Source organism: Streptomyces sp. NBC_01498 (assembly GCF_036327775.1).
Lineage (GTDB): Bacteria > Actinomycetota > Actinomycetes > Streptomycetales > Streptomycetaceae > Streptomyces.
In genome coordinates this window covers 5,980,884-5,999,474 of the sequence record NZ_CP109598.1, presented here as the reverse complement: position 1 = coordinate 5,999,474, position 18,591 = coordinate 5,980,884, and the positions used below count along the sequence as shown (strand labels likewise).

Genomic DNA, 18,591 nt, shown 5'->3' with positions numbered 1-18,591 from the left:
GGCCCGTCGAAGCCGTACGCCCGTCGGCCGGGTCGGCCCGGTCAGGACGGCCAGGTCGGTCAGGTCGGTCAGGTCGGTCAGGTCGGTCAGGTCGGTCAGGTCGGTCAGCCCAGGGTCCGGGCCAGATAGGCGCGGACCAGTTCCCGGGTCTCGGCGATGATGTCCGGATCGCCCGACGCGTCGGTGCGGAAGGCGAGTTGGAACAGCGCGTCCGCCGCCTCGACGGCGACCAGGACCGCCCGGCACAGCGCGGCGTCCGGGTCGCGTCCCAGATGGGCGGCGAACAGGGCGGCGAGACGGTCCGCCACCCGGTGGTTCGGGTCGGGCGCCGGTTCACCGCCGTCGGCCTCCGCCGGGTCGGGCTCGGGCGGCCCCGCCGGAATCCTGGTGCCGAAGTCGACCAGCCCGAAGCCGGGCACCGCGCGTTTCATGGCGAGGTACTCGTCCAGTACGGCGTCGGTCGCCGCCTCCCGGTCGGCCGCCGGGATCGCTCCCAGCCGGTCCTCGACCCGGTCGGCGTAGAGGTCGAGATTGCGCCGGGCGAGCGCGTCGGCCATGGCGCGCTTGTTGCCGAAGAAGCGGTAGACGGAGCCGATGGGGACGCCCGCGCGGGCGGCGACGGCGCGGGTGGACAACTCGTCGTAGCCGTTCTCGTCCAGCAGTTCGGCGCAGGCGTCGAGGATTCTGCCGAGCCGCTCCGCGCTGCGTCGTTGCACGGGAACTCTGCGGAGGCTGTCGTGGGCGTCGGCGCTGACTCCGGGCACGGGCTGGTCCACCCTTCGGCATGAGGTGCGGCGGCCGAGGCGCGGCTGTCGCTGGTCACTGTGGCTGTGGCTGTGGCTGTGGCTGTGACCTCCGAGTCTCCCGCGTGGCGGGCCGTACTTCGAGTCGTAACGGCGGCAGAACCGTATGTATGTGCGCGAGGGCGTCGCTTTTCCGCCGACCGGAGCCCGCGCGGACTGTCGCCGTTGACGCACTCCGGATCGAATCCTACGGTTGCCCATAGGATTGGCTGACCGACGACCGGCCGACAACCGGCCGGACACACCGGCCCCCGACAGGGCGACACACGGGAGCGACGATGAGCGGCACCGAGCAGGCGAGGAAGACGGCCGAGGACCTGGCGTACGCCACCGGTTTCGGCAACGAGCACAGCTCGGAGGCCGTGCCGGGCGCCCTGCCGGTGGGCCGCAACTCGCCGCAGCGGGCGCCGCTCGGCCTGTACGCGGAGCAGCTGAGCGGCAGCGCCTTCACCGAGCCCCGCGCGCACAACCGGCGCTCCTGGCTCTACCGGATCCGCCCCTCGGCCGCGCACCCCCCGTTCACCCGCACCGGCAACGGCGGCCTGCGCGGCGCGCCGTTCACCGAGTCCGTGCCCGACCCCAACCGGCTGCGCTGGAACCCGCTGCCGGAGCCCGCGCCCGGCACGGACTTCCTCGCGGGCCTCTGGACGCTCGGCGGCAACGGGGACGCCGGGCAGCGCACGGGTATGGCCGTGCACCTCTATCACGCCAACTCCCCCATGACGGACCGGGTGTTCGGCGACTCCGACGGTGAGCTGCTGATCGTCCCGGAGCACGGCGGGCTGCTGCTCGTCACCGAGTTCGGCCTGCTGGCCGCCCGGCCCGGCGAGGTCGCGCTGATCCCGCGCGGGGTGCGGTTCCGGGTGGAGTTGCTGGACGAGACGGCGCGCGGTTACGTCTGCGAGAACTACGGCAGTCCCTTCGTGCTGCCCGACCTCGGCCCGATCGGTGCCAACGGGCTGGCGAACGCGAGGGACTTCCGCGCCCCCGTCGCCGCCTTCGAGGACGTCGAGCGGCCGACCGAGGTGGTCAACAAGTTCTGCGGGAATCTGTGGACCGCGACGTACGACCACTCCCCGCTCGATGTCGTCGCCTGGCACGGCAACCATCTGCCGTACGTCTACGACCTGCGCCGTTTCAATGTGATCGGCAGCATCAGCTACGACCACCCCGACCCGTCGATCTTCACGGTGCTGACCTCGCCGTCCGACACCCCCGGCCTCGCGGGCGTCGACTTCGTGGTCTTCGCGCCGCGCTGGCTGGTCGGCGAGAACACCTTCCGGCCGCCGTACTTCCACCGCAATGTGATGAGCGAGTACATGGGCCTCATCGAGGGCGCGTACGACGCCAAGACCGCCGGCGAGGGGGGTTTCGTGCCCGGCGGCGGGTCGCTGCACAACATGATGTCCGCGCACGGGCCCGACCGGGAGACGTTCGACCGGGCCAGCGCCGCCGAGTTGGCGCCGCAGCGGATCGACGACGGGCTCGCGTTCATGTTCGAGACCCGCTGGCCGGTGACCGCCACCGCCCAGGCGGCCACGGCCGGACACCTCCAGACGGGGTACGACGACGTGTGGCAGGGTCTGGAGCGCCATTTCCGGCCCACGCCGGACCGGTCCCCGGGTCGCTGACCCCGACCGCCCCGCCCCATCCGGAGCCCGCCGTGACCGCCTTCGCACCCGATTCACTGGTCCTCAACCGCAAACTGCCGCTCTGGTACCAGGTCTCGCAGTCGCTGCGTGCCTCCATACTCGGCCGGCGTCCGCACGACCCGCTGCGCCTGCCCACCGAGGAGCAGCTGGCCGGGCACTACGGCGTCAGCGTGCTGACGATGCGTCAGGCGCTCAAGGAGCTGGAGGAGGAGGGCCTGATCAGCAGGCACCGGCGGCGCGGCACGTTCATCGAGCCGGGCGCGCGGCGCGGCGCGCCCCGCCGGCTGCTCGGGTCCGTGGACGCGGTGGTGGCCCAGCAGTCGGGCGAGCGGACGACGGTCATCGGCCACGGCCGGATGCCGGTGCCCGGCGAACTGGCCGAATACTTCCCGGACTTGGCGGAGGTCGCCGTCTTCAGGCGGCTGCGCCTCGACGGCGAGAGCGGCGAGCCGACCAACTGGGCGGAGAACGCGCTGCGTCCGGAGATCGCCGAGGATCTCGATCCCGGGGATCTGGAGCGCTGGCCGATGACGAAGGTGCTGCGCGACGTCCTGGGGGTGCGGATCGGCCGGATCACGGACACGGTGGAGGCCACCCTCGCCGACCCGGCCACGGCCGACCTGCTGCGGGTGCCGCTGCTCAGCCCGATCCTGCACTACACGGGTGTCACCTACGACGCGGACGGCCGGGTCGTGGACGTGGCCAGAATTCGCTACCGGGGCGACCGTTTCTCCTTCTCGGTGACGATGGAGACGGACTGACGCGCGTCGGCGGGTGACGGGGCGAAGGGGGCAGGCCGTCGGAGGGGCGAAGGGGCCGGACCGGGCCGGCGAGGGCGGCACGGGCCGGAACACCGGCGCCACCCCGCGCCCGCGACCCGGTCGGTACTCTTTCGGCGACGGCACGGACACGGATCGGGGAGGGGTGTGCCCGTATGACGGCCCCGCTGCTGGGCGATCTCATGCCGTGGTCGGTGGCACCGCTGCGGCTGGGCCGTGGCTGGATCTCGGCCCCCGACGCGGCCTCGCTCACCGCACGCTGGGACACCCTGATACGGGCCACCGGCGCGGAACGCGAGGCGCTGTTCCGGCCGACCCGGTCCCGTACGCCGAGGAGCGCGGTCGCCGCGCTGCCGGGGCAGCCCACCGGCACGGGACGGTTCGCGCGCGAGGCCGGGCGGTGCCCGCCGCCGGTGCGGATCGGGCACGGTCCGTTCGACGAGCGGTATCTGATCCCCGACCACCGGCTGATCGACGCGGCCCGGCCGGAGTTGTGGCGGGTGGCGGACGAGTACCAACTCTTCGCCGTGGAGCAGGGGTTCGTCCCCGGGGCGGCCGGTCCGGCGCTGCTGGTGGGAGCCCTGCTGCCGGACGGCCGTTCCCCCGCCGGGCGGCCCGGCCGTATCCGGCCGCTCTTCCGCAGGCCGGGCGGCGCCGAACCCAATCTCACCCCCGGTCTGGCCCCGCTGCTCTCGGCGCGCCTCGGCCACGGGATCACCCCGCGCGGGCTGCTGGACTGGGCCGTGGCGGTGGCCCGGCCGTCGGCGCGCGGCTGTGTGGTGCCGTTGACCGCCGACCCGGACCTCTGGGCCACCGGTGCGGAACTCGGCGCGCTGCTGACCGGCGTCCAGTTGCGCGGCGCGCACGGCGGGGAACGCCCTCGCCTGCCGGGTGGGCGCCGCCCGTACGTCCGCGCGGCGCCGCCGGGGTGGCCCACCACGATCCGTTACGACTCCGAGGACGAGACGCTCCATCTCGGTGACGGCCGGATCTCCCCCGTGCCGGCCGGGGCGTGGGACTTCCAGGTCGGCGGCGTACGGATGATCGAGACCTGGTTCGAGCGGCGCGCCGGGCGGCCGGAGCCGGGCACCCTGGAGGCGATCGGGCCGCGTCTCTGGCCGCGCGAGTGGACCTCGGAGCTGCTGGAGCTGATCACCGTACTGGCGCTGCTCGCCGGACTGCGGCCCCGGCAGCGGGAGTTGGGCCGGGCGCTGGACGAGGGGCCGCAGATCGGGGCCGAGGAGCTGCGGGCGGCGGGCGCGTTGCCGGTGCCCGGCTGGGCGCGGCGGCCCGCCTCCGTGCTGGATCATCACGAGGAGGGCCCGGACGGGCAGTTCGCGCTGCTCTGACGGCGCCCGGGTGGGAGCGGGAGCGGACCCGGTCGTCGGGCAGCACGGCGAGGAGCCCGTACGGTCGCCGTCGCTTCACCTGGCCGGGTGGTGAAGTCGACGGCGCCGACGGGGAGTTCGGGTGCCCGGCGGAGCACACCGACGCAGCGCCGCGGGCCCTGGGAGTGACGGGCGAGCGGAACGCGGCGCATGCGTCGGAACGGCGTGGTCGTCCGGGCGCCGTCCGGGGATCGGCTAGCGCCGACCCGGTCGGTCAGCGGCGGCTGCCGAAGAGGGTGCGGCGCAGCCGCCGGAGCGGGGCGAACAAGGAGACGCGGGCGCTCTTGCTCCGGCGGGCCCCCGTCTCGTTCCGCGAGGTCAACTCCCGCATCAGCAGGGTCGCTTCGGCCGTCTCGCGCTGCGGTACGGCGGGACCGCCGAGCACCGCGAGATGTCGGTCGAGGCGCGAACTGGTTGCGCTGCTCCCACATGTGATGGCAGGGACTCGCGCCCTGCTGTGTACCGTTATCTGATCCATGTCACTCCCCACCCGTACGAGGGCACCCGGCTCGGGCAGATTAACCCTATCGCCCCCATGGGACACACGGGTATCCCGCCTCAAGGGTGGGCGGCCCTCGTCGGAGGTGAACCGCCCACCCGGTGAATCCATTCTATTTCAGGGCGAGTTGGACAATCACCCCTGGCCTCGTTCGAGTTGACGGCACGGCGGTCAACCGCCCGTCCGCCCTGGGAAGGGCGGACGGACAGGCATCTGATCGACGGTCGGTTCGTACGATCCGCGATCGGTCAGACGGCCGAGCGGAAGGCCGGCAGATAACCACCCGACTGGCCCTGGGCGGTGGGGTGGTAGGACTCCCCGAGGTTCGGCACGCTCACACTGTGCAGCCAGGAGGACGGCGAGCAGATCTCGTGACCGGTGAAGGGGCCGGTGACATCGGCGTAGGTGTAGCCGTGGTCGGCGGCACGCTTGGCGAGCAGCGTGTTGAGGTGGTCGGCGGCGCCGTTGATGGCGCTGCGCTCGGCCTCCGTCAGGCCCACGATGCAGGAGCCGTTGAGCTGGTAGAAGCGCGGGTAGCCGATGACGACGACCTGGGCGGCCGGGGCCTTGGCGCTGATCGCGTTGTACACGGAGTCGAGCTGGCCGGGCAGCGTCGAGTCGACGTACCCGCGCGCCTGGTTCACCCGCGAGACGCAGCTGGCCTCGGACTGGAGGACACAGGTGAGCATGACGTCGGCGAAGCCGGCGTCGTTGCCGCCGACGGTGATGCTGACGAGGTCGGTCCCGGAGTTCACCGGACCGAGCTGACTGCCGGTCACATCACCCGTACGCGCGCCCGAGCAGGCGGTGAACGCGAACGACGAGGGCGCGTTGGCGGCGGCCCACAGCTTCGGGTAGGCGACGTTGCTGCGCTTGCAGGAGCCGCTGGCACTGTCGTAGGAGCCGGCGCCGAGACCGGAGGAGTAGGAGTCGCCGAGGGCGACGTAGTCGAGGGCCGCGGCCTCGGCCGCCTGGGCCTGACCCGCGCCGGTGAAGGCGAGGACGGCGCCGAGCAGGAGCGACGAGGAGAGCGCGGCGAATCTGGACAGGTTCATGTGGGGGGACCTCCGGTGAGCGATTCTCTGCCTCAACGTTCGTACCAGGCGCGGCACTTCATCGGAAGTGTCCATGCCAAGTAGATCCGGTGAGAACTTACTGATGGACGCGCGTATACCGCTCGAACTGGCTCGAACGGGCGCGCGTCGGCCGACGGACCGAGTAAATCCGAACGCGGAGGTTCCGGGTACCACCGTCGAAGTAAGGCCAAATCGCAAATAGGCACGGCGATGGCCCACCCCTTGCCATACAGTCGTAAGTATCAATACCGTCGGACATCGACTCGCAACGGTCCGTCATGGAGAGCGACTTCAGGGGAGGGCTCGGACGTCGCGGCGGCTCCCGGTGCGGGGTGCGGTAGGGGGGTGCCGCGCGATGCCCGGCCTTTCACGACTCACCCGGCGAGCGAGGAGATCGACGACGCCGTCACGCACAGGGTGAGAACCCCCCTTTCGAACCGGCACATCATCCGGACCGCCCGGGGGCGGGCGGTCCACCGGTGGAGAGGGACCATTCTCGTGAGCTCATTCCTGCGCCCGGCGACCCCGGGCGAAGATCCTTTAGCCGTGCCGTTCTCCGGTGACGGCGACCGTGAACTCCGCGACGACGCACTCGACCGCGCTCCCGGCCGCTACCGGCCGGTCTCCTCACATCTCGCCATCGCGCCGCCCGTGAGCGTCGTGATCCCCGCCATGAACGAGGCGGAGAACCTGCCGTACGTCTTCAAGTCCCTGCCCGACTGGATTCACGAAGTCGTCCTCGTGGACGGCGACTCCACCGACGGAACGATCCGTGTGGCCCGCGAACTGTGGCCGGACGTCAAGGTCGTCGAACAGCGCGGCAAGGGCAAGGGCGACGCGCTGATCAGCGGCTTCGCCGCCTGCACCGGCGACATCATCGTCATGGTCGACGCGGACGGCTCGGCCGACGGCCAGGAGATCGTCAGCTATGTGTCGGCCCTCGTCTCGGGCGCCGACTTCGCCAAGGGATCCCGCTTCGCCAACGGCGGCGGCACGGACGACATGACACTGATCCGCAAGCTCGGCAACCATCTGCTCTGCGCCGCCGTGAACGCCAAGTTCGGCGCCCGCTACACCGACCTCTGCTACGGCTACAACGCCTTCTGGCGGCACTGCCTGGACCGGATCACGCTCGACTGCACCGGGTTCGAGGTCGAGACCCTGATGAACATACGGGTCGTCAAGGCCGGTCTGAAGGTGCAGGAGATCCCCAGCCACGAGTACGACCGCATCCACGGCGTGAGCAACCTCCGCGCCGTACGGGACGGACTGCGGGTCCTCGGCGTCATCCTCCGTGAGAAGGGCGTCCCGAGGGCGGCGCGCCGGCGGCCCCGCGCGGTCCGGACGGCGCTTCCGCTCACCGTGCGGACCGGTCTGAACGGGCCCGTGGGACAGGGAGAGGTGTCGTGATCGACCGTCACCTGCACCGCTCGTTCTCGGTGGTCGTGTGCGCGTACACGGAGGAACGCTGGGAGGACATCCTCGCCGCTGTCGCCTCCGTACGGGACCAGTCGATGCCGGCCACCGAGACACTGCTCGTGGTCGACCACAACGAGGCGCTGCTGGAACGGCTCCGCGCCCGGTACGCCTCCTCGCCCTCCGCCGACGGCGGCGAGATACGGGTGATGCCCAACGCGGGTCCGCGCGGGCTGTCCGCCGGGCGCAACACCGGAATCGCCGCCGCGCGCGGGGAGTTCGTGGCCTTCCTGGACGACGACGCCGTCGCCGAACGGGACTGGCTGCGGTATCTCGCGGCGGGGTACGGCGATCCCCGGGTGATGGCCGTCGGCGGCAGGACGCTGCCCGCCTGGCCGTCCGGGGGGCGGCCGGTCTGGTTCCCCGAGGAGTTCGACTGGGTCGTGGGCTGCACCTACCGGGGGCTGGCGCCGGGCAGGGTGCGGGTCCGCAACGTCCTCGGCGGCAACGCCTCGTTCCGGCGCACCGCGTTCGAGGCGGCCGGGGGCTTCGCGACCGGCATCGGCCGCGACGGCGGCAAGCGCCCGCTCGGGTGCGAGGAGACCGAGCTGTGCATCAGACTCAGCGGGGCGCTGCCGCACGCGGTGCTGCTGATCGACGACCGTGCGGTGATCCACCACAGGGTGCCCCCGGCGCGTACGCGGTTCGGGTACTTCCGTACCCGCGCCTACGCCGAGGGGCTCTCCAAGGCCCTGGTCGCCCGAAGTGTCGGCGCGGGCAAGGGACTTGAGTCCGAACGGCGTTACGTCACCCGGGTACTGCCCGCCGGGGTGGCACGCGGGCTGCGGGACGCGGTGCGCGGACGGGAACGGGGGGGCGCGGGGCGGGCCGGGGCGATCGTGGCCGGGGTGCTGACGACGACGGCCGGCTATCTGGTGGGCGGGGTCCGGGCGCGGCGCGGTCCGGTCACGTTCTCGTCCGGGCCGGTGGTGCCCGTACCGGCGCCGGGGGCGGGGGCGGCGACCGCCGCGCCGGCCGGGGCGCGGGAGAGCCCGCGGGGTGCCGCCGTATGAACGGGGGCGCGGGCGGGGACGCGGTCGGGGGCAGGGGCGCGGTCCCCGTCGCGGGCGGCGGGCGCGGACTGCCGGTGCCGGAGCCGGTGCCGATCCTGATGTACCACGCGGTCGGGCACCGTCCGGCCCCGGCGGTGCGCGCCCTGTCCGTGTCGCCCGACGCGTTCGCCGAGCAGATGGCCCTGCTCGGCGAACGCGGGTTCACGCCGCTGACGACGGCGCGGCTGGCGGCCGGCTGGCGGGGCGGGGGGCCGCTGCCGGCCCGGCCGGTGCTGATCACGTTCGACGACGGGTACGAGGGGGTGCACCGGTACGCGCTGCCGGTGCTCGCCCGGCACGGTTTCGCGGCCACCCTGTTCGTCGCCACCGGGTGGCTGCGCGGCCCGTACGACCGGGGCGGTGCCCTCGACACCATGCTCGACTGGGACCAGGTACGCCAACTCGCCTACGCGGGCGTGGAGATCGGCGGCCACAGCCATACGCATCCGCAGCTCGACCAGCTCGGCGACAGCCGTCTGCGGCACGAGGCGGCGCGCTGCCGGGAGATCGTCGCGGACGAACTGGGCGGGGCCCCGGCCTCGTTCGCGTACCCGTACGGCTACTCGACCCGCCGGGTACGGCGCGCGGTCCGGGAGGCCGGGTTCGCGCAGTCGCTGGCCGTGGGCAACGCGCTCGCGCGCCGGAGCCAGGGACCGTACGCGCTGGAGCGGGTCACGGTGCGGCGCTCCACGGGCATCGGGGAGTTCGGGCGGCTGATGGAGGGCCGGGCCCTGGGCCGGATCTTCGCCGCCGACCGGGCGCTGACGAAGGCGTACGCCGTGGTCCGCGGGGCCCGCCGGGGGGTGCGGACGCTCCGGGGCTGAGCGGGGGTGAGGGTCTGCGCGGCAATCAGCTCGGACGTCAGCGCCTTGGCGGCGCGAACTGCCGGGTGTGCCGTGGGAGGAGATCCGCGCGGTGCCGGCCGGGGGACCGAGTCCGCACCGCCAGTGCGCAGGTCACCCAGGACAGCCGGACCGGCGCGGGGAGGCGCGGCACGGGCCGGGTCGGATACCCACGCCGGGTGGGGACCGGTGTCCGGGCGGCGAGCGGGGGCGGGCCGGTGCCGGCCGGGGGACCGAGTCCGCACCGCCAGTGCGCAGGTCGCCCAGAACGGCCGGACCGGCGCGGGGAGGCGCGGCACGGGCCGGGTCGGATACCCACGCCGGGTGGGGACCGGTGTCCGGGCGGCGAGCGGGGGCGGGCCGGTGCCGGCCGGGGGACCGAGTCCGCACCGCCAGTGCGCAGGTCGCCCAGAACGGCCGGACCGGCGCGGGGAGGCGCGGCACGGGCCGGGTCGGATGCCCACGCCGGGTGGGGGCCGGTGTCCGGGCGGGGGGCGGGTGAGGGGTTCGGCACCCGTCCGGCCGCCGGTGGCCCGGCGCCGACGGACCCCACGGCGGGCACTCGCGGTCCGCCGCCGGGCATCGGGGGACAAAAGTCCGTGCGCCGGGGACTCCTGTGCCGGATCATGGGCGCCATGTCAGCCAAGCCTCAGGACGCCCTGCCGATTCGGCTCAACGTCGACGACAGCGACTCGCCGTCGGACGTGGTCGACGCGCTCTTCCTCGGCCGTTTCGCGACGGGCGAGCAGCCGCACTCGCACAGCTCGTCGATCGACCGCGTCAAGTCGGGTGCCTCGCTGCTGCCGCCGGGCGCCACGGTGCTGCGCTCGGCCCGCGACGACGACCGCAGCGCCACCCTCGCCGAGGGCGACGGCTGGACCCTGCTGGTCTCCCGCTGGAACCGGGGCGCCGACGTCACCGTGACCGCCACCACCTCGGAACTCGCGGAGAAGATCCACGGGCAGGCGACGGAGGACGCGCAGGACGAGCCCGAGCCTGTGCCGGAGAACGTGACCATGGGGTTCTGGTACGTGTCGCCGCGCCGGGGTCCGCACCGTACGACCCGGCAGATCGCCGCCGGTACCTGGGACGAGGTCCGGGGCAACTACACGGCGCCGGTCGCCGACGCGATGGACCGGCTGATGAAGGTGACGCCGGACGACATCGCGGGACGGCTGCTCCTGCTGCACGGCCCGCCCGGAACCGGGAAGACGTCCGCGCTGCGGACACTGGCCCGGTCCTGGCGCGACTGGTGCCAGGTCGACTGCGTACTGGACCCGGAGCGGCTGTTCAACGACGTCGGCTATCTGATGGACATCGCGATCGGTGAGGACGAGGGCTCGGCGAAGGGACGCTGGCGACTGCTGCTCCTGGAGGACTGCGACGAACTGATCCGGGGCGAGGCCAAGCACACGGCGGGCCAGGCGCTGTCCCGGCTGCTGAACCTCACCGACGGACTGCTCGGCCAGGGCAGGAACGTCCTGGTGGGGGTGACGACCAACGAGGATCTGGAGCGGCTGCATCCGGCGGTCGTACGGCCCGGCCGCTGCATGGCCCGGATCGAGGTCGGCCCGCTGAGCCGCCGGGAGGCGGAGGAGTGGCTGGGCCGGGAGGACGGCGACTGGGAGGGGGCGGTGGGCCGGGACGGTACGACGCTGGCCGAACTCTTCGCGCTGCGGCGGGGCAACGGCCCGACGTCGGTCCCCGGGCCGTCGAAGGGGCGGGACGCGGGGCTGTATTTGTAGCCCGGCAGCCGTGGAGCGGCCGTAGGCGGACCGGGAATCCGTAGGGCGGCCGTGGTCCGGGATCCGTGGTCCGAGATCCGTGGAGCGGTGGTCACCTTCCTGGCCCCTTCTTTCCTGAACACACCTTCCCTTCGCGTCACTTTAGTCCGATTGCTCCCATTAAGAGCTAAACTGGACACATGACTGCGATGGAGCTCCCGGAGCCGTTCCCGGACTCGCTCGCCGACTCGCTGGCCGATGTGCTGGCGGGAGTGCAGCGCATGATCCGGCGGCGGTTGCGGGCCGGGCCGGCGGCCCCGCCCCTGCGCGGCGCGCAGGTCGATCTGCTGCGGCTGGTCGCCGCCCGCCCGGGAATCCGGGTGTCGGCGGCGGCACGGGAGCTGTATCTCGCCGGGAACTCGGTCTCCACCCTGGTCAATCAGCTCAGCCGGCGCGGCTATCTGCGGCGCGACACCGACCCGGCCGACGGCAGGGTCGTCCGGCTCGCACCGACCCGTGCGGCCGTCTCGCGGCTGGCGGGCTGGGAGGCACGGCGCTCCGCGCTGGTGCGCGAGCAGGTGGCCCGGCTGACGGAGGAGGAACGGGCGGCCCTGGCGGCGGCGGTTCCGGCACTGCGCAGCCTCGCCCGGAATCTGCACGAGGAGGTGGAGGGTCCATGACCGATCGACCCGACCGGACCGGCCGAAACGGCCGAGGTGACCGAACCGACCGACCCGGGGGCGCCGTTCCCGCGGGCACCGGCACCGGTCCGGACGGTGGCGACGCGTCCGGAGAGGACGGCGAGGACGCGGTGACCTGCCGCGGGCTGAACTACTCGTTCGGTGAGACCAAGGCGGTCGACAACCTCGACCTGTCCGTCCGCGCGGGCGAGATCTTCGGGCTGCTGGGCCCCAACGGCGCCGGCAAGACCACCGCGATCCGCTGCGTCACCACCCTGCTGCCGGTCCCCACCGGCATGGTGAAGGTGTTCGGGCACGACGCAGCGAAGGACAAGATGGCGGTACGGCGGCTGCTCGGCTACGTCCCCCAGCAACTGTCCGCCGACGCGGCGATGACGGGCCGGGAGAACGTGACGATGTTCGCCCGCGTCTTCGACGTCCCACGCCGTGAGCGCGCCGCCCGCGTGGCCCAGGCCCTGGAGATCGTCGATCTCACCCACGCGGCCGACCGGATGGCGCAGACGTACTCCGGCGGCATGATCCGCCGGCTGGAACTCGCGCAGGCCCTGGTCAGCGCGCCCCGGCTGCTGATGCTGGACGAGCCGACGATCGGTCTCGACCCGATCGCCCGGAGCAGCGTGTGGGAGCACATCAACGCGGTGCGCGAAGCCACCGGCATGACCGTGCTGGTGACCACGCACTACATGGACGAGGCCGAGCAGTACTGCGACCGGGTCGCGCTGATGCACCGGGGCCGGATCCACGCGCTCGGCACGCCCCAGGAGTTGCGGGCGGGGCTGCGCGACCGGCGGCGCGAAGCGGCGCTGGCCGCGGCACGGGAGGCGGACACACTGAACCCCGGTGCCCCCACCCACGCCCCCGCCGAGGTCGACGCCACGCTGGAGGACGTCTTCCGCGAGGTGGCCGGCCAGGGTCTGGACGAGGAAGGAGGTGACTACGGCAATGTCAGAAGCACCCGGCGGACGGCCTCCCGGCTCGGTTGAGACCGTCGATCCCGAACGGTTCCCCCTGCTGCTCGTACCGCCGCGGCCCCGCAAGGGCTGGCGGGTCCTGCCCGCCAGGGTCATGGCCATGTGCGTGGTCGAACTCCAGAAGCTGCGGCACGACCGTACGGAGCTGTACACGCGGGCCATCCAGCCCGCCCTCTGGCTGCTGATCTTCGGCGAGACCTTCACCCATATCCGGGCGATCCCGACGACCGGCAACATCCCCTACATCGACTTCCTGGCGCCCGGCATCATCGCCCAGTCCGCCATGTTCATCGCGATCTTCTACGGCATCATGATCATCTGGGAGCGGGACGCGGGCATCCTGACCAAGCTCCTGGTCACTCCCACCCCGAGATCCGCGCTGATCAGCGGCAAGGCGTTCGCCTCCGGGGTGAAGGCGCTGATCCAGGCGGCCGTGGTGATCGTCATCGCCGCCGCGCTCGGGGTGGGACTGACCTGGAACCCGCTGAAACTGCTCGGGGTCGCCGTCGTGGTGATCCTCGGCTCGGCGTTCTTCTCGTGTCTGTCGATCACGATCGCGGGCATCGTCCTGACGCGTGACCGGCTGATGGGTATCGGCCAGGCCATCACCATGCCGCTCTTCTTCGCGTCGAACGCCCTCTACCCGGTGGCGATCATGCCCGGCTGGCTCCAGGTGATCAGCAAGATCAACCCGCTCAGCTATCAGGTCGACGCCCTGCGCGGTCTGTTGCTCGGCTCGCCGTCCCATCTGCTGCTCGACTTCGGGGTGCTGCTCTTCGCGGCGGTCCTGGGCATCACGGCGGCGTCGTCGCTGCTCGGCCGGCTGGCGAGATGATCAGCTCCCGGCGGGCGGCGTCCTCATCGCGAGTACGCCGCCCGTAGCGCGTCCTCGACCAGCGACAGGGCCTGTGCGCGGGCCAGGCCCAGCCGTTTCGCCCGCTCCGCGTACTCCTGCGCCGCGAGGGCCGCCCGGTGGTCCGCCGCGTCACCGGCCGCCGCGATGAACGTCCCGTTCCTGCCGCGTGTCTCGATCACGCCGTCCGACTCCAGCGCCCGGTACGCCTTGGCGACGGTGTTCGCCGCGAGGCCGAGCTCCTCGGCGAAGCCCCGTACCGTCGGAAGCCGGTGCCCCACGGGCAGCGCGCCCGAGCGCGCCAGTTCGGAGATGCGGTGGCGCAGTTGCTCGTACGGCGCGGTGGACGCGTCGTCGTCGATGGTGATTCTCAGGGTCACGCGGCAGATTGTCCCCCATCCCCCGGGCCGGGCCCGCACGGTCGGACGGAAAAAATCGGAGGATCACGGCGGTGGGCGGGCGTAGCGTGCGGCCCCATGACTGTGATCGTCCGTGATGCCCGTCCCGAGGACGCCGGCGCCGTCGTCCGGGTACGGCGAGCCGCCGCGCCGTATCTGATCACCACCGAGGAGTCCGTGGACTTCACGGCGCGGAGCGCCAACCCGGCCGCCAAGTACCGGCTGCTGGTCGCCGAGGACGACGGGGAGGTCATCGGCGCCGCCCATGTGGCGCTCCTCTACGACAGCGGTGAGCCGGGCCGGGCCAGGCTCACCCCGCATGTGCGCCCCGACCGCACCGGCAGGGGCGCCGGGTCCGCGATCCTGAGGGCGGGGGAACGGCATCTGGCCGCCGAGGGCGCGACCACCGTGTACGCCTGGGTGGACGCCTCGCCCGCGTCGCTCGGCTTCGCGGAACGACGGGGGTACACGCCGCTGCGTACCGCGCACTACCTGGGGCTGGATCTGTCGGCGGCCCGGGTGCCGGAGCCCCCGCCGCTCCCGGCGGGCTGCGCGCTCGCGACGGCGGCGGACCTGGCCGGTGATCCCCGGCCGCTGTTCGAGGCCGACGCCGAGGTCACCGCGGACGAACCGAACGACACCGTCACCGAACTCGACGACTACGAGGACTGGCTCGGCCACACCTGGAACCATCCCAGTCTGGACCGCGACCTCAGCACCGTCGTGACGGCCGGGGGCAGGGTCGTGGCCTTCGCGATGGCCTACACCGACGGCGCCACCCGCTATCTGTCGGCCATGACGGGCACGGTGCGCGCCCACCGGGGCCGGGGTCTGGCCAAGGCCGCGAAGATCCACTCCCTGCGCCGGGCCCGCGCCGCCGGTTTCAGGGACGCCTTCACCAACAACGACGCGGAGAACAAGCCGATGCTGGCGGTCAACGCCTGGTTCGGCTACGAACCGCGCACGTCGGAGGTCCGCCATGTCCGCCACCTCATCTGACCCCTCGTCCGCTCCCCGGCCCACGACCTCGTCCGGGCCGTCGTCGGGTCCCGCCCCGGAGCCGCCCGCCGGGGCGCGGGTCGAGGCGCGGGTCGAGGTGCGTCTGGTCAAGGCGGGCCGTACGAAGATCCGCTACCCCGCCTCGCTGATCGCCGACGACGGCACCCACCTGGTGGTGCGCGCGCCCTGGGCGGCGCCCGGCGTACGGGACTTCGGCTTCGTCCGTTTCGAGCCCGGCGACGTCTTCACCGAGCACTACTGGCGGGATCGCTGGTACGCGGTGAAGGAGGTCCGGACGGCCGGGGGTGTGCTCAAGGGCTGGTACTGCGACGTGACCCGGCCCGCCGTCGTGTCCGGCCCGGATCACGGTGAACTCCCGTGCGAGGTGAGGGTCGAGGATCTCGACCTCGATCTGTGGGCGTCGGCCGACGGCGGCACGGTGCTGCGTCTGGACGAGGACGAGTTCGCCGAGAGCGGTCTCGCAGGCCGGGACCCGGCGGCGGCCGACGCGGCGCTGCGTGCCCTGGACGAGCTGGAACACCTCGTACACACCGGGGCGTTCACCGCGCCGCTCCGTCACCGGCGGTCCTCGTGACTCCGCCGTCCGTCCGGGCCAGCCGGATCGCGCGCGGGGTGCCGGACGGGTCGTGGGCGATCGGATCGGTGTCCTCGTGCCAGTGGATCAGGAAACGCTCCCCCGCCCGGTACGCCTCCAGACCCGCGCGGCAGTAGGCGACCATGTCGTCCGGGAGCGCGGACAGCGGATACCAGTGGAGGCCCGAGCACTTCTCCGGCTCCCGGTTGTACGGCTCCCAGGAGGCGTGCGCCTCGTCGTACCGCACCTCGAAGAACCAGCCCGTGCGCGGCCGGCCGCCGGGACCTCGGTGGTGCATGACCAGGGCCGTCCGCAGATCGTCGGGGCGCAGGAAGGCGCCGATCTCCTCCGCCGCCTCGCGGATCATCGCCTCCCGCACGTCCTCGCCGTCCTCGACGTGCCCCGCCGGCGCGTTCAGCAGACCGTCCCCGTAACCGGTGCCGGAGCGGCGGGCCAGCAGCACCTCGTCGCCCCGGCGCAGGATCAGATGGACGTCGACCACTTCGGTGTGGCGGCGGCGCTGGTCGGTGCAGGCGATCAGCGCGTACCGCTCGTCGGTCACGGCGCGGCCCCAGAGCGAGGCGTCCGCCGAGAGGGGCTCGTGCAGGACCCGCTCGACGAGCGGGGCGAGGGACTTCGTGACCCGGGCCGCCGGCAGTCCGACCCCGCCCCAGACGCCTTCCACGAGTATCAGCCGTCCGCCGGGGCGCAGCAGTGACAGCCAGTGGGTCAGGGCCCGGTCGGGATCGGGCAGCACCCAGAGCACATGGCGGACCATGATCACGTCGAAGGTGCGCTCCCCGACGGGGGGTCTGGCCGCGTCGCCGACCAGCACCTCCGTGTCCGTGCCGGACAGCTTGGCCCGAGCCAGTCCGACCATGCGGGGGGAGAGGTCGACGGCCGTGACGCGGTGGCCCTGCCCGGTGGCGAGCAGGGCGAGGCTGCCGGTGCCGCAGCCGAGGTCGAGCACGCTGGAGGTCTCGGCGGGCAGCCAGTCGGCGAGTCTGGCGGCCCACGCGTCGCGCACGGTCGGGTCGAGGAGCCCGTGGTCGGGCTCCTCGTCGAAGGAGTCTGCGGCGTCGTCCCAGTCGATCGGCGTCATGGGTCGATCGTGCCATCCACCACTGACAGTGCGGGGCGGGGGGCGTACAGTCACCGGCCGGGCGCCCCGGTTCGTCCGTAAACGCCGGTCGGGCCGCGGCTGTCCGGCAGAGGGGTGCGGACAGCCGCGGCCCGACGGCCGCGCGGGACGGACGACTACACCGAGACCTCGGTCTTGTCGGGGGTCCCCGTTTCCTTGCCGCCGCCGGGCAGCACCTTCCGTACCAGCGGCCAGCAGATGATCAGCACGACGACGGCGTAGACCGTCACCGAGAAGGGGGTGTTGACCAGCCCGGTGACGCTGCCGTCACTGATCTGGAGCGCCCTGCGCATCTGCTGCTCGGCGGCCGGGCCGAGGATGACACCGATGACGGCCGGCAGCACCGGCAGTCCGTAGCGCCGCATCCCGAACCCGATCAGACCGATGATCAGCAGGATCACCAGGTCCAGGGCCTCTCCGCCGACCGCGTACGCGCCGACCGCGGCGAAGAAGAGGATGCCCGCGTAGAGGTACGCGCGCGGGATGCGCAGCAGCTTCACCCAGACCGGGGCGAGCGGCAGGTTCAGCGCGAGGAGCAGCACCATGCCGACGAACAGTGAGGCGATCAGGCCCCACACCAGTTCCGACTCGCGCTCGAACAGCAGCGGTCCGGGCTGGATGCCGTACTGCTGGAACGCGGCCAGCATCACCGCGGCGACCGCGGTGGTCGGCAGTCCGAGGGTCAGCATCGACACGAGCGTTCCGGCGGCCGACGCGGACGCGGCCGACTCGGGTCCGGCGACGCCCTCGATGGCGCCCTTGCCGAACTCCTTCTTGTGCTTGGAGAGCCGCTTCTCGGTGACGTAGCTGAGGAACGTCGGGATCTCCGCGCCGCCGGCCGGGATCGCGCCGAACGGGAAGCCGATGACCGGCCCGCGCAGCCACGGCTTCCAGGTGCGCCGGATGTCGTCCTTGCCGAGCCAGGGGCGGCCGACCGGGACGGGCGCGCCCGGGGAGCGGCGCAGGTGCGCGGCGACCCACAGGGCCTCGCCGATCGCGAAGAGACCGACGGCGACGATCACCACGTCGATGCCGTCCGCGAGTTGGAGCGAGCCGAAGGTGAGGCGCTGCTGGCCGGTCATCTGGTCGAGGCCGACCAGGCCGATGGTGAGGCCGATGAGCAGCGAGGCGAGGCCCCGGATGCGTGAGGAGCCGAGGACCGAGGTGACGGCGATGAACGCCAGCACCATGATCGCGAAGTAGTCGGGGGCGCCGATGTCGACGGCGAACGAGGCGACGGTCGGGGCGAGGAGGACCAGCAGGATCGTGCCGATCATGCCGCCGACGAAGTGACCGCCCGCCGCCGCCGCGAGTGCTTGCGCGCCGCGTCCGGCCTTGGCCATCGGATTGCCCTCGATGGCGGCGACGACCGCCGCGCTCTCACCGGGGGTGTTGAGGAGGATCGAGGTGGTGGAGCCGCCGAACATGGCTCCGTAGTAGATGCCGGCGAACATGATGAACGCGCCGGTGGGCTCCAGGCCGTAGGTGACGGGGAGGAGCAGGGCGACGGCCATGGCGGGGCCGATGCCGGGCAGGACACCGATCGCGGTGCCGAGCAGGACACCGATCGCGGCCCACAGCAGATTGATCGGCGTGAGTGCCGTACCGAAGCCGTCGATCAGGGAGTTGAGGGAGTCCATGA

18 protein-coding genes are annotated in these 18,591 nt (G+C 72.6%); 12 read left to right on the top strand and 6 right to left on the bottom strand.

The genetic code is table 11. From position 1 onward, the window contains the following. Positions 1-104 precede the first annotated feature (104 nt). On the bottom strand, positions 105-776 hold the full coding sequence (locus tag OG875_RS25540) for a TetR family transcriptional regulator (protein ID WP_443079199.1): 672 nt from the start codon (positions 774-776) through the stop codon (positions 105-107). A 305-nt stretch (positions 777-1,081) separates the two neighbouring features. On the opposite strand from OG875_RS25540, the gene hmgA reads away from it, so the two are divergent. The 3 genes from hmgA (at position 1,082) to OG875_RS25525 (ending at position 4,583) form a co-directional block, all read left to right on the top strand. Next, positions 1,082-2,434: a homogentisate 1,2-dioxygenase gene (gene hmgA / locus OG875_RS25535; RefSeq protein WP_330176564.1), complete on the top strand. Its 1,353-nt coding sequence runs from the start codon at positions 1,082-1,084 to the stop codon at positions 2,432-2,434. Between the two features lie 32 nt (positions 2,435-2,466). Continuing rightward, a complete protein-coding gene (locus tag OG875_RS25530; RefSeq protein ID WP_330176563.1) occupies positions 2,467-3,216 on the top strand; it encodes a GntR family transcriptional regulator in 750 nt (249 codons plus the stop codon). Between the two features lie 173 nt (positions 3,217-3,389). Then, positions 3,390-4,583: a type ISP restriction/modification enzyme gene (locus tag OG875_RS25525; RefSeq protein WP_330176562.1), complete on the top strand. Its 1,194-nt coding sequence runs from the start codon at positions 3,390-3,392 to the stop codon at positions 4,581-4,583. A 253-nt stretch (positions 4,584-4,836) separates the two neighbouring features. Here the strand turns inward: OG875_RS25525 and OG875_RS25520 are convergent, their stop codons facing one another. Next, positions 4,837-5,100: a hypothetical protein gene (locus tag OG875_RS25520; RefSeq protein ID WP_330176561.1), complete on the bottom strand. Its 264-nt coding sequence runs from the start codon at positions 5,098-5,100 to the stop codon at positions 4,837-4,839. A 269-nt stretch (positions 5,101-5,369) separates the two neighbouring features. Continuing rightward, entirely contained in the window at positions 5,370-6,176 is an 807-nt protein-coding gene (locus OG875_RS25515; RefSeq protein WP_330176560.1) for an SGNH/GDSL hydrolase family protein, read from the bottom strand. A gap of 567 nt (positions 6,177-6,743) precedes the next feature. Between OG875_RS25515 and OG875_RS25510 the strand changes: the two genes are divergently transcribed. From OG875_RS25510 to OG875_RS25480, 7 genes are all read left to right on the top strand, one after another. Further along, entirely contained in the window at positions 6,744-7,607 is an 864-nt protein-coding gene (locus tag OG875_RS25510) for a glycosyltransferase family 2 protein (RefSeq protein WP_443079198.1), read from the top strand. After that, a complete protein-coding gene (locus OG875_RS25505; protein WP_330176558.1) occupies positions 7,604-8,686 on the top strand; it encodes a glycosyltransferase family 2 protein in 1,083 nt (360 codons plus the stop codon). The genes OG875_RS25510 and OG875_RS25505 overlap by 4 nt, the downstream gene beginning before the upstream one ends. 98 nt (positions 8,687-8,784) lie before the next feature. Beyond that, on the top strand, positions 8,785-9,549 hold the full coding sequence (locus OG875_RS25500) for a polysaccharide deacetylase family protein (RefSeq protein WP_330177907.1): 765 nt from the start codon (positions 8,785-8,787) through the stop codon (positions 9,547-9,549). Between the two features lie 644 nt (positions 9,550-10,193). Beyond that, positions 10,194-11,312, top strand: coding sequence for a DUF5925 domain-containing protein (locus OG875_RS25495; RefSeq protein WP_330176557.1), 1,119 nt, complete (start codon positions 10,194-10,196; stop codon positions 11,310-11,312). A 179-nt stretch (positions 11,313-11,491) separates the two neighbouring features. Beyond that, positions 11,492-11,971 (top strand): MarR family winged helix-turn-helix transcriptional regulator, encoded by a 480-nt coding sequence (locus OG875_RS25490; protein ID WP_443079197.1) that lies wholly within the window; start codon positions 11,492-11,494, stop codon positions 11,969-11,971. Beyond that, positions 11,968-12,975, top strand: a complete 1,008-nt coding sequence (locus OG875_RS25485) for an ABC transporter ATP-binding protein (protein ID WP_330176556.1) — start codon at positions 11,968-11,970, stop codon at positions 12,973-12,975. The genes OG875_RS25490 and OG875_RS25485 overlap by 4 nt, the downstream gene beginning before the upstream one ends. Beyond that, positions 12,935-13,798: an ABC transporter permease gene (locus OG875_RS25480; protein WP_330176555.1), complete on the top strand. Its 864-nt coding sequence runs from the start codon at positions 12,935-12,937 to the stop codon at positions 13,796-13,798. The genes OG875_RS25485 and OG875_RS25480 overlap by 41 nt, the downstream gene beginning before the upstream one ends. Positions 13,799-13,821: 23 nt before the next feature. Here OG875_RS25480 and OG875_RS25475 read toward each other — a convergent pair whose 3' ends face one another. Continuing rightward, a complete protein-coding gene (locus OG875_RS25475; RefSeq protein ID WP_330176554.1) occupies positions 13,822-14,196 on the bottom strand; it encodes a GntR family transcriptional regulator in 375 nt (124 codons plus the stop codon). A 96-nt stretch (positions 14,197-14,292) separates the two neighbouring features. Here OG875_RS25475 and OG875_RS25470 point away from each other — a divergent pair, with 96 nt between their 5' ends. Beyond that, positions 14,293-15,213, top strand: coding sequence for a GNAT family N-acetyltransferase (locus OG875_RS25470; protein ID WP_330176553.1), 921 nt, complete (start codon positions 14,293-14,295; stop codon positions 15,211-15,213). Continuing rightward, the gene (locus OG875_RS25465; RefSeq protein ID WP_330176552.1) at positions 15,194-15,808 is read left to right on the top strand and encodes a DUF402 domain-containing protein; all 615 of its coding nucleotides are present in this window, start codon (positions 15,194-15,196) and stop codon (positions 15,806-15,808) included. The genes OG875_RS25470 and OG875_RS25465 overlap by 20 nt, the downstream gene beginning before the upstream one ends. Here the strand turns inward: OG875_RS25465 and OG875_RS25460 are convergent. After that, positions 15,774-16,910 (bottom strand): methyltransferase domain-containing protein, encoded by a 1,137-nt coding sequence (locus OG875_RS25460; RefSeq protein ID WP_330176551.1) that lies wholly within the window; start codon positions 16,908-16,910, stop codon positions 15,774-15,776. The genes OG875_RS25465 and OG875_RS25460 overlap by 35 nt on opposite strands. A gap of 155 nt (positions 16,911-17,065) precedes the next feature. Further along, positions 17,066-18,589 carry a tripartite tricarboxylate transporter permease gene (locus tag OG875_RS25455; RefSeq protein ID WP_330176550.1) on the bottom strand — a complete coding sequence of 508 codons (1,524 nt, stop codon included), beginning with the start codon at positions 18,587-18,589 and terminating at the stop codon, positions 17,066-17,068. Positions 18,590-18,591 lie beyond the last annotated feature (2 nt).

Coding starts and splice junctions, on each gene's coding strand:
- hmgA (WP_330176564.1), top strand. CDS start 1,082: ATGAGCGGCACCGAGCAGGCGAGGAAGACGGCCGAGGACCTGGCGTAC.
- OG875_RS25525 (WP_330176562.1), top strand. CDS start 3,390: ATGACGGCCCCGCTGCTGGGCGATCTCATGCCGTGGTCGGTGGCACCG.
- OG875_RS25520 (WP_330176561.1), bottom strand. CDS start 5,100: ATGGATCAGATAACGGTACACAGCAGGGCGCGAGTCCCTGCCATCACA.
- OG875_RS25515 (WP_330176560.1), bottom strand. CDS start 6,176: ATGAACCTGTCCAGATTCGCCGCGCTCTCCTCGTCGCTCCTGCTCGGC.
- OG875_RS25500 (WP_330177907.1), top strand. CDS start 8,785: ATGTACCACGCGGTCGGGCACCGTCCGGCCCCGGCGGTGCGCGCCCTG.
- OG875_RS25495 (WP_330176557.1), top strand. CDS start 10,194: ATGGGCGCCATGTCAGCCAAGCCTCAGGACGCCCTGCCGATTCGGCTC.
- OG875_RS25490 (WP_443079197.1), top strand. CDS start 11,492: ATGACTGCGATGGAGCTCCCGGAGCCGTTCCCGGACTCGCTCGCCGAC.
- OG875_RS25485 (WP_330176556.1), top strand. CDS start 11,968: ATGACCGATCGACCCGACCGGACCGGCCGAAACGGCCGAGGTGACCGA.
- OG875_RS25480 (WP_330176555.1), top strand. CDS start 12,935: ATGTCAGAAGCACCCGGCGGACGGCCTCCCGGCTCGGTTGAGACCGTC.
- OG875_RS25470 (WP_330176553.1), top strand. CDS start 14,293: ATGACTGTGATCGTCCGTGATGCCCGTCCCGAGGACGCCGGCGCCGTC.
- OG875_RS25465 (WP_330176552.1), top strand. CDS start 15,194: ATGTCCGCCACCTCATCTGACCCCTCGTCCGCTCCCCGGCCCACGACC.
- OG875_RS25460 (WP_330176551.1), bottom strand. CDS start 16,910: ATGACGCCGATCGACTGGGACGACGCCGCAGACTCCTTCGACGAGGAG.
- OG875_RS25455 (WP_330176550.1), bottom strand. CDS start 18,589: ATGGACTCCCTCAACTCCCTGATCGACGGCTTCGGTACGGCACTCACG.